This window comes from Propioniciclava tarda, from assembly GCF_900182665.1.
GTDB classification, from domain to species: Bacteria; Actinomycetota; Actinomycetes; order Propionibacteriales; family Propionibacteriaceae; genus Propioniciclava; species Propioniciclava tarda.
Genome location: NZ_FXTL01000022.1, coordinates 35,006 through 44,641 on the forward strand (window position 1 = coordinate 35,006; position 9,636 = coordinate 44,641).

The 9,636-nt window shown below is 66.3% G+C and carries 8 protein-coding genes; 3 read left to right on the top strand and 5 right to left on the bottom strand.

Features of this window, described 5'->3' with window-relative positions; translation table 11 throughout:
* Window positions 1-22 precede the first annotated feature (22 nt).
* The 4 genes from FN821_RS13260 to FN821_RS13275 form a co-directional block, all read right to left on the bottom strand.
* Entirely contained in the window at window positions 23-2,035 is a 2,013-nt protein-coding gene (locus FN821_RS13260) for a YveK family protein (protein WP_221929124.1), read from the bottom strand.
* A complete protein-coding gene (locus tag FN821_RS13265; RefSeq protein ID WP_131173033.1) occupies window positions 1,975-3,219 on the bottom strand; it encodes a lipopolysaccharide biosynthesis protein in 1,245 nt (414 codons plus the stop codon). The genes FN821_RS13260 and FN821_RS13265 overlap by 61 nt, the downstream gene beginning before the upstream one ends.
* A 55-nt stretch (window positions 3,220-3,274) precedes the next feature.
* On the bottom strand, window positions 3,275-4,270 hold the full coding sequence (locus FN821_RS13270; RefSeq protein WP_131173034.1) for a glycosyltransferase family 2 protein: 996 nt from the start codon (window positions 4,268-4,270) through the stop codon (window positions 3,275-3,277).
* Between the two features lie 204 nt (window positions 4,271-4,474).
* A complete protein-coding gene (locus FN821_RS13275) occupies window positions 4,475-4,744 on the bottom strand; it encodes a hypothetical protein (protein ID WP_131173035.1) in 270 nt (89 codons plus the stop codon).
* 83 nt (window positions 4,745-4,827) lie between these two features.
* Between FN821_RS13275 and FN821_RS13280 the strand changes: the two genes are divergently transcribed.
* Entirely contained in the window at window positions 4,828-6,027 is a 1,200-nt protein-coding gene (locus FN821_RS13280; protein WP_131173036.1) for a THUMP-like domain-containing protein, read from the top strand.
* On the opposite strand, the gene FN821_RS13285 is transcribed toward FN821_RS13280, so the two are convergent.
* Window positions 6,000-7,070, bottom strand: a complete 1,071-nt coding sequence (locus FN821_RS13285) for an LCP family protein (protein WP_131173037.1) — start codon at window positions 7,068-7,070, stop codon at window positions 6,000-6,002. The genes FN821_RS13280 and FN821_RS13285 overlap by 28 nt on opposite strands.
* Before the next feature lie 254 nt (window positions 7,071-7,324).
* On the opposite strand from FN821_RS13285, the gene groES reads away from it, so the two are divergent.
* Window positions 7,325-7,621, top strand: coding sequence for a co-chaperone GroES (gene groES, locus FN821_RS13290; protein WP_131173038.1), 297 nt, complete (start codon window positions 7,325-7,327; stop codon window positions 7,619-7,621).
* Between the two features lie 13 nt (window positions 7,622-7,634).
* A complete protein-coding gene (gene groL / locus FN821_RS13295; protein ID WP_131173039.1) occupies window positions 7,635-9,245 on the top strand; it encodes a chaperonin GroEL in 1,611 nt (536 codons plus the stop codon).
* Window positions 9,246-9,636: the final 391 nt, after the last annotated feature.

Consider the following 9,636-nt stretch of genomic DNA (forward strand, 5'->3'; position numbering starts at 1 on the left):
CGCTGGGCAGCTGCCCGGCGGGCTACGCGGCGGAGCGCTTGATGCGTCGCCTCGAGAACGCCTCGTGAACGAGGCCGCCGATTACCGCTGTGACGAGGCCGACGATGACGGCTAGAGGCAACGTCAGCGAGCGCCCCGCCTTGGCAGTGGGAGTGGGAGTGTCAGAGGTAGCTGGAAAGATCGGCTCGATGGTGACCAGGTTGGCCGCGTTGGACTGAAGTCCCTTGGCCTTGATGGCGTCGGTCGTGGCCTTGACCCACGCGTTGACGAAGCTCTCCGCGCCCTGCCGATCGATGTCCGTTGCCGACAACTCCAACACCGAGTCGGCAACGATCTCGAGCTTCTTCGCCTTGTCGGTCCGGTCTTTGTCCCACGTGGTGCCGGACGACTTCAGTGCCTGAGCCACCACCTCTTGAGTCTGTGCCAACTGAGTCCAGTAGCCCATCTGCCCCTTGATGAAGTCCGCCGAGGCGGACAGGGCAACCGAGTCGGCGCCGTGCGGGAGGAACACGACGCGGCTGTATGCCTTGACGGGCACGGCCGTCGTGTTCTGGTTGGCGCCCATGGAGCCAAGCCCGAAGGCGGCTCCGAAGGCGACCAGGCCGGTCAACAAGACGGTGACCCAACGGCGCAGGATGACGTCAACGAATGACTTGAGTTCCACGGCGAATCCCTTTCTGGGTTTCAAGAGCGAGGCGTCCGGCGCCGGAAGCGACTCGCGGACTTTCGTGGACAGCGCCACGAAGAGAGACAGATAGACCAGCGATGCGCCGGAAGGCTGGTAGAGCATCCCGTTGGCCTGGAGGCCGTTGCCGAGCAACAGCACGAAAGACGCACCCACAACGGCGAAGAGCGGGTGTTGCGTTGACCGCCAGGCGAGGTAGAGCAGCAGCGCCGCGAGCAGAAGAATGGCCCACTGAACCGTCCCACCGAACAACCCGAACACGGCCATGGACTCGATCAACTGGTTGTGGGCCATGATGGTGATCGCGTCCGACTCGGTCACGAGCGCGGTGTCGCCCATTCCGTACCCGCCGCCGGTAAGGTATACTAATGGGTTGCCGAAGTTCTGCATGGCTGCCCACGTGTTTCCCGGGAGTTCGGTCAGGCGATCCAACACGGACTGACCCAGCGAGACGTCGTAGTTCTGCGAGCCGACTTCGGTCTGCACCCCGAAGCTGCCGAGAACAGTCTCGACTCGTCTCGCCAGGGCTGGAACCGCCATGTAGACGACGCCTCCGACCAGGGGCAAGCCGACCAGGGTGCCTAGAACGGCCGCGCGATGCCGGCGGTGGAACCACAAGATGATCAAGGAGGCGATCGCAATGTTCGCGATGGCTGCCTTGGACAGTGAGAGCGCGGCAGGGACCGCGATGAGTCCGATCAGGGCCCATTTCCAGTGCGAGCGGACGAGCAGGGTGAGGAGCAGGTAGCAGCCCACGACGACGCCGATGGACGTGAGGCTCCCAACGAGCGAGGCATAGCGCACCTCGTCACCCCGGATAGAGGCGGCCGGGAACCAGGACACCGGTCCGATGACGAACTGGAGGGGCAGGGTCCACGACGCTACGAGGAAGAAGGTCACCACCGTCACGAGATGGCGGCGTAGGTCGTTGAGGCTGTCGGTGAAGACCACCAGGGCGCACCACACGGGCAGGGCGAACAGGAAGCGCAGCGTTCCGTAGGCAGCCCCGCTAGCGGAGATTGTGGCTAGAGAGGAGGCAGTCCCCAGTAACGCAACCCCAACCCAAATCCAGAAGAAGGCTCCTCTGTCTGCGAGGCGGGGGGCCTTGGGTGCGCGCAAATACAGCCACCCCACCCACAAAGCGACCAGCCCATAGATTCCCAAGTAGATGGGCTGGTTCCAGTTGCGAAGGGTGTGGAGGTTGACGACGACAAAGACGATCGCAAAGCCAACAGCGTTTCTCCAAGAGTCACCCGACACGGTCGGGGCAGCAGCGACACGCGCTGAGGTCATGCTGCATCCTTGGGCCGGGGGGTGGGGAAGACACTCGATGATATCCCATGCCGCCACAGAGCCAGGCAACCAACCACTGCGAAACCGGTGGGGGCCACCGTCGCAGCGAGAGTGACCAGGTCTGCGCTTACTCGTGTGGCGACCATCATCAGCACGGCACCCGCGGGAAGCAGGACGAGAATCGCCCGGCTCGCCTCCTTCTCTAGGCCAGTCGTCGTCATGAGCGCATAGATCGGTCCGAGAGCGGCCTGAACAAGCATGGCACTCGCGAGGATGCGCAGAATCGTCGCTGCGTGCACATAAGAGGGGCCGAAGACTAGAAGCAGGATCTGGCCGGGAATGATGAGTAAAGGCAAGGCCACGAGAGCACCGAGGAGTGTCGCGTTTCGTGTCGCAGTGCGCACGGTGGCATTCAGATCCACCAGCAGACCGAGCTGAAACAGCTTCGCGAACGTCGGCGTGAGATAGCTGGTTTGCATGGCAGGCAGGAGCCCGACGAACGTGGCGAGGGTCAGGGAGTTGCGGAAGTCCGCTGCGCCGGAGTCGTCATGGACGAAGCCGAAAACGAGCACCGGTAGGTAGTTGAAGAGATAGAAGCCCAGAGCTGTGAGCATGTACGCCGTGAGGCTTCGGCCATGGTCCGCGAGATACCGTCGGATCGGGGTGGGTGTGAGCCGACCGGAGGCTCGGTGCAACTCCAGCAGACCCCAGCCCAGAGTCGCGGCTGCATTGAGCCACAGTGCTGTGCAGAAGATCGCGAGGAAGGCGGTCAGCGAGACTTCCCCGCGCAGGCTCAGCAGCGCCACGCCAGCGATCGTTGCCATCGGGGTCGTGCCCAACTCGAGGAGAGCCCCCATCGCAATGTGACCCAAGGACCTCAGCCACGCACCGCCCAGGATGGCCAGGTTGAGCGGAACGACAGACAGGCCGACGGCCACCGATAACCCCGCCCGAATCGGGAGGAGGCTCAAGGCGTCCCTGGTGTAGGTGACCCAGAACAAGACGATCGCACCAAGAAGCCCAGCACCAATCGTGACCAGGATGCTCGGTCGCGCCAACGGCCTGCCGAGCCGCGCGTCAGCAGAGGTCAGCTTGAGAGCAAGGTTCTCTGCGCCCAGCCGGGCCACGGTTGCGATGGCGTACAGAGCCGTGAAGATGACACTCCAAGCCCCGATATCGGATTTCGAGTCAACACGCGTGAGCAGCCTTGACGCGATCCACATCAGCAGAACGCTCGCCATCAAAGCGATGACCCGGGCACCGATCCCCCTCAGCGCCAGGAGACGCCCAGGCGTGTTAGCTGCCGACATAGCTGGGGAAGACATCCCTCGCTCGGTCGGATCGTCCAGCGACCCGGTCGCGGACTCCGAGATGAGTGGCGAGGAGCGTCAGGGCCTTGTAGGCCAAGGGCAGGTACAGACGGGGATTCTCATCGTGCTTTCTGAGCCACTGCGCGAGGCGGCCGACGAGTGCCGGATGCGAGAGCAAGACGAGCAGGGAATGCATCCCGCGATCCGTCCAGGTCTGCGCGTACCCAGGCTCGGTCCAGCGGAGGGTCGGGACGGTCGCCGCCTCGGGAGCCTTGTCCAGGACGCTTCGTCCGGCGGTGTAGGCGGCCACGTACAGCTTGCGGGCGAAGACCACGACATCCAATCGGTCCTCATGGTGGTAGGCCAACGCTCGTGCGACGTACCGCAGTCGCCCACCACTCCTCTTGAATCGGAACCCGAACTCGACATCCTCCCCGCCGTAGCGGGTGAAGTCCTCGCACGACCCGCCCGTGGCGAGGTAGAGGCTCTTGGGCATGGACATGTTCATGACCACCACGTGATTGCCAGTGACATCGCAGTCGTGCGGGGCGGTGTCAGGATTGAGGTGCCGGGTGTTCTTGTAGCGGTAGTAGTTGCTGCTCGCGATCCAATCGGCGGGAAACGCCACTGCCCCGGAGACCCACGTGTCCGCATACTCCCGCTGCGCAGAGAGGTGGTTGGCCACCCAGTCGTTCGGTAGCCGCATATCGTCGTCAGCGAATATCAGCACATCGGCCGTTGAGGCCTCGGCGCCACGATTCCGCTTGCCCGCCAGATTGTTCTCCGTCAGCAAGTACGTTACGTCAAGGCCCAACTTGCGGAAGTCTTCGACCACGTCAGAGACGTCCTCGGCAACAGGCGAGTCAACCACGAACACTTCAATCGGCGCTGGTAACCCTTCCTGGTGGAGTAGGTCGTCGAGCATCTTGGTCAGCCCAGGTCGCCTGTTGTGAGTGGGAATGATGACGCTGGCAGAGGGCATGTTCGATTCCTTGTTGCTCCGAGGGATGCGTTGGCCGAGTCTACCGTCGCGGAGAGCGACCACGGTTCGCGACGGTGGCGGCTACGCGTTGGGCGTCCCGCAAGGAGGTTTGCGTCCGAGCGGATCGTCCCATTGGCTGGGCGGCGGGGTGTTCGCCAGCACCGCCGCCTCCTCCCACGGACCGTCCTTCGGCAGAAGGTGGACCTAGCGGATGATCGTGGTTCCGTCAGGCTTCTTGACGTCCGGCTTGGGGACGCCCCGGTGCAGGCTGAGGCCGAAGAGGAAGGCGCCGACCGCGATGACGAGCGTGCCCAGTAGAGAGGTGGGCAGGGGGTTCACGAACTCCTTGCTGCGGTCGGCCGAGATGGCCAAGTACTGCTGCCAGATCTGGAACGTGCCGTAGCCGAGGACGCCGATGCCGACGATCAGGACGAGGAGGCCGATGATGGTTCCGACGCGGGAGACGATGCGCATGGGTCTCAGCATAGGGATCACCCGATGAACTCCTCGTAGGCAGGGGTCCCGGGCGCGCAGAGTACGGGAGGAAGGAGGCAGGAGTGGAGCTCACTGTCGCATCCTGGCTCGTCTCTGAGGAGGCGTCCCCGGCCAGACGCCTGGCCAGCTCAGAGGCGGATCCGGGCTCGCTGGCTGCTGCCACCCGGATGCGCGCATACGTCAGCCCCGACAGGGCCGCCGCAGTCCTCGAGCACGAGACGTTGCGGCGCCGCGCTGCTCGCAAGTTCGGCGCGGAGTTGTCGGGGTGGTTTTGGACGCCACAGGGCCTGGAACAGGCCACTCGGCCCGCTGTCTCCCGGCGTCGCGCGGACCGATTTGTCGCCTTGGGCGCGACGGCGGTCGTCGACTTGGGCTGCGGCTGCGGCGCGGACGCCGTGGCGTTGTCGCGGGCCGGGCTTCAGGTCAGCGGCGTCGAACTGGACGAGGTGACCGCGATCTTCGCCCAAGCCAACGTGGGCGACGGCGTCCGGATTCACTGCGGGGACGCAGAACAACTGGCGCCGAGCCTGCTGACTCCCGGAACCGCGGTCTTCTGCGACCCCGCACGCCGCACGGCGTCCGGGCGGACGTGGCGGGTGGACGACTTCACGCCCAGTTGGGGCTTCGTGGAGTCGCTCCTGGACGGGTCGCGCGTCGCCTGCCTCAAGCTCGGACCCGGCCTGCCGCACGCGCTCATCCCCGACGGGGTCGAAGCGGAGTGGATCTCCGATCACGGGACGGTCGTGGAGGTCGCCCTCTGGGCGGGACCGGGCACGGTCGCCGGACGGCGGCGCGCCGTCGTGGATGGTCTCGAACTGAGCCGCGAGGAGGCCCTCATCGCCCCGGAGGTCGGCGAACTGGGCGAGTACCTGTACGAGCCGAACGGGGCGGTCATCAGGGCCGGCCTGGTGCCGGCGGTCGCCGAGCTGATCGGCGGCTGGCGCATCCACGACGGGGTGGCGTACCTGTCGGCGTCCCGGCTGGTTCGGACGCCGTGGGCGGAGGCATTCCGGGTCGACGAGGTGCTGCCCTACTCCGAGAAGCGGTTGCGCGCCTGGGTCCGGGAGCGGCGCGTCGGCGTCCTCGAGATCAAGAAGCGGGGGGTGGACGCCGACCCGGCAGAGCTCCGGAAGCGCCTACGCCCCCAAGGCCCGAACGCCGCCACCCTGGTGCTGACGCCGACGGCGTCCGGTGCGGTCGCGCTCGTCGTCAGCAGGTGTCGTCCGGACGCCGATCAGCCGGCCAGCATCGTGGTCACGTAGCTCTGGATGGCCGTGTAGTCGAAGATCCCCGCCTTCGGCACCAGCGCATCGCCGGCGCCGTTGGAGTTGTAGTCGGTGAGCAGGCTGGCGTTGCGCGGGCCCCGAATGGTGAACGTCACCGGGTTGCCCGACTTGACCAGCTGGTCGTAGAGCGGCCTGATCTGACTCGCCGTCAGGTCGGTCTTCATGCTGTCGGAGAGCTTCTCGAACAGCGTTGTGACCGTTAGGGGGTTGGCCAGGGTCGGCGTCGACTTGATCTTGGCGATGATGCCCAACAGGATCAGCCGCTGGCTCTGCTGACGGCTGTAGTCGGAGTCGGGCAGCCCGTAGGCCTCCTTGCCGGGGATCGGGTCGTTACGCGCCCGGGCCAGCGTCAGCGCCGTCTTGCCGTCCAGGTGCTGGAGCCCGTTCGGGAGGAAGAGTCCGTTCGGGTCGCGGATGCCGCGAGGGTCGGGGCTGTTGATGGTGATGTCGATTCCGCCAACGGCGTCCACCATGCCCTTGAAGGCGGTCACGCCGACCAAGACGTGCTGGTCGATGTGCAGCCCGGTGACCGTCTCGACGACCTGGCCGAGCGCGTTCAGGCCGGCCTGGCCGCGGCCCGCGGACACGTACACGGCGTTGATCTTCATGTTTTTGCCGTTGTGCGTGACCCAGAGGTCACGCGGGACGCTCACGAGGCCCGTCTTGTTCGTGACCGAGTCGAAGGTGGCGATCAGGATGCCGTCGGTGAGGTCGCCGCCGGGGTGCCCGGGGTCGTCGTAGGAGTTGCCAGCGATGAGGATGCTCGTGCGTGAGGACTGGGCCGGCTGCGCCGGTCCGGGGAACATCACCTGAATGACCGACCCGCCCTTGCCGTCGGTCGCCTTGTCCAGGGCCTTCTGGGCGCTATAGACCACGAAGCCGACCGACGCGATCACGCCGGCGAAGATGAGGCCGAGCAGCAGGCCGAGCACCGCGAGGGCCCGGCGAGCGCGGCGCCGCTCCTCGCGCTTGGCGGTCCTGCGGGGGGCCGTGGGGGATGGTCCGGGTCCGGTCTCCATGACCGTCAGGCTAGCCGTCGGCGTCCGTGCCCCCAAGCCATCCGAAGAGGGGACGCCGGCGACCGCCCGAGGCGTCCGGACACGCCTTAGCACTCGAGTTGCCCGAGTGCTAGCCCGGGTATAACCTCGCAGTTAGCACTCAACCAACGAGTGTGCCAACCCATGGCGGCACCCGCGACGACGCCTGGGCGACGCATCTTCGTAGTCCACCTGGACGCCGTCGGCGTCCGCACCCGAATAGGAAGGGCACATCAGTGGCCGTCACCATCAAGCCGCTTGAGGACCGCGTCCTCGTCCAGCCCCTCGAGGCTGAGCAGACCACCGCCTCCGGTCTGGTCATCCCCGACACCGCCAAGGAGAAGCCCCAGGAGGGCAAGGTCGTCGCAGCCGGCCCCGGCCGCATCGACGACAAGGGCGCCCGCGTCCCGATGGACGTCCACGAGGGCGACATCGTCATCTTCTCCAAGTACGGCGGCACCGAGGTCAAGTACGGCGGCGAGGAGTACCTGCTCCTGAACGCCCGCGACATCCTCGCCGTCGTCGTCAAGTAAGGAACCAAGACACATGGCAAAGATCCTTCAGTTTGACGAGGAGGCACGTCGCTCTCTCGAGCGCGGCGTCGACGCCCTCGCCAACACCGTGAAGGTGACGCTCGGCCCCAAGGGTCGCTACGTCGTCCTCGACAAGAAGTGGGGCGCTCCGACCATCACCAACGACGGCGTGACCGTCGCCAAGGAGGTCGAGCTCTCCGATCCGTACGAGAACCTCGGCGCCCAGCTGGCCAAGGAGGTCGCCACCAAGACCAACGACGTGGCCGGCGACGGCACCACGACGGCAACGGTCTTGGCTCAGGCGCTGGTCCACGAGGGCCTGCGCGCGGTGGCGTCCGGGGCGAACCCGGTCGGCCTGAAGCGCGGCATCGAGGCGGCCGTGGCCGCCGTCGAGGCGCGCCTCAAGGAGAACGCGAAGCCGGTCGAGACGACGTCCGACATGGCGTCCGTTGCGACCATTTCCTCGCGCGACGCCGAGATCGGCGCCCTCATCGCCGACGCGTTCGACAAGGTCGGCAAGGACGGCGTCATCACCGTTGACGAGTCCAACACGATGGGCACCGAGCTCGAGTTCACCGAGGGCATGCAGTTCGACAAGGGCTACATCTCCGGTTACTTCGTGACGGACGCCGATCGTCAGGAGGCAATCCTCGAGAACCCGTACATCCTGCTCAACTCGGGCAAGATCTCCTCGATGAACGAGCTGCTTCCGCTGCTCGAGAAGGTCATCGGGGTGTCGGGTCAGCTCGTCATCATCGCCGAGGACGTGGACGGCGAGGCCCTGTCGACCCTGGTCGTCAACAAGATCCGCGGCACGTTCGGCTCGGTCGCCATCAAGGCCCCGGCCTTCGGCGACCGCCGCAAGGCGATGCTCGAGGACATGGCGATCCTCACCGGCGGCACCGTCGTCAGCTCGGACGTCGGCCTCAAGCTCGACCAGGTCGGCCTGGACGTGCTCGGCCGCGCCAAGCGCGTCGTCGTCACCAAGGACAACACCACGATCGTGGACGGCGCGGGCGACGCCCAGGCTGTCAAGGATCGCGTTGCCCAGCTGGCTGCCGAGATCTCCCGCACCGACTCCGACTGGGATCGCGAGAAGCTCCAGGAGCGGGTCGCGAAGCTGGCCGGTGGCGTCTGCGTCATCAAGGTCGGCGCCGCCACCGAGGTCGAGCTCAAGGAGAAGAAGCACCGCATCGAGGACGCCGTCTCCGCGACGCGCGCCGCGATCGAGGAGGGCATCGTCGCCGGTGGCGGCTCGGCTCTCGTCCACGCGGCGTCCGTGCTGGCCGATCACCTCGGCAAGACGGGTGACGAGAAGGCGGGCGTCCAGATCGTGGCGAAGGCTGTGGCCGAGCCGCTGCGCTGGATCGCGGAGAACGGCGGCGAGCCGGGCTACGTGATCGTGTCCAAGGTCAAGGAGCTGCCGGTGGGCCTGGGCTACAACGCCGCCACCGGTGTCTACGAGGACCTGGTCCAGGCCGGCGTCATCGACCCGGTCAAGGTCACGCGCTCGGCGCTGGCGAACGCGGCGTCCATCGCCGCTCTGCTGCTCACCACCGAGACCCTGGTGGTGGAGAAGCCGGAGGAGTCCGGCGACGACCACGGTCACGGCCACAGCCACTGACCGGAGGGCAACACACCAGGACGGGGTCCCCACGGGGGCCCCGTCCTTCGTTGTCCAGCCTGTCGGAACCGAGCCTGTCACCGCGCCAGGTGGGGTCAAGGGGGTCGAGCTGAGTCAACCCGGGCCTTCCGAGGCCGATGCTGTTTGGTTACGCTGACAGTCATCTCTCCCGACGGAGGAGCACTGACCGAAAGCAGCACCCCCAAGGAGCCCCGGCGCCAGATCCTCGGGATCGATCCCGGGATGGCCACGTTGATCGCGGCCGTGCTGGCCTTGGTCGGCACCGCCCTATCCGACAGACTCGTGTGAGACGCCCGAGTTGATCGGAACTTGGCTGGGGCGGGGACAGGAGAATCGGATCCCATGACCAGCGCCATGGCAACACCCGCAG

Coding starts and splice junctions, on each gene's coding strand:
- FN821_RS13265 (WP_131173033.1), bottom strand. CDS start 3,219: ATGGCGAGCGTTCTGCTGATGTGGATCGCGTCAAGGCTGCTCACGCGT.
- FN821_RS13270 (WP_131173034.1), bottom strand. CDS start 4,270: ATGCCCTCTGCCAGCGTCATCATTCCCACTCACAACAGGCGACCTGGG.
- FN821_RS13275 (WP_131173035.1), bottom strand. CDS start 4,744: ATGCGCATCGTCTCCCGCGTCGGAACCATCATCGGCCTCCTCGTCCTG.
- FN821_RS13285 (WP_131173037.1), bottom strand. CDS start 7,070: ATGGAGACCGGACCCGGACCATCCCCCACGGCCCCCCGCAGGACCGCC.
- groL (WP_131173039.1), top strand. CDS start 7,635: ATGGCAAAGATCCTTCAGTTTGACGAGGAGGCACGTCGCTCTCTCGAG.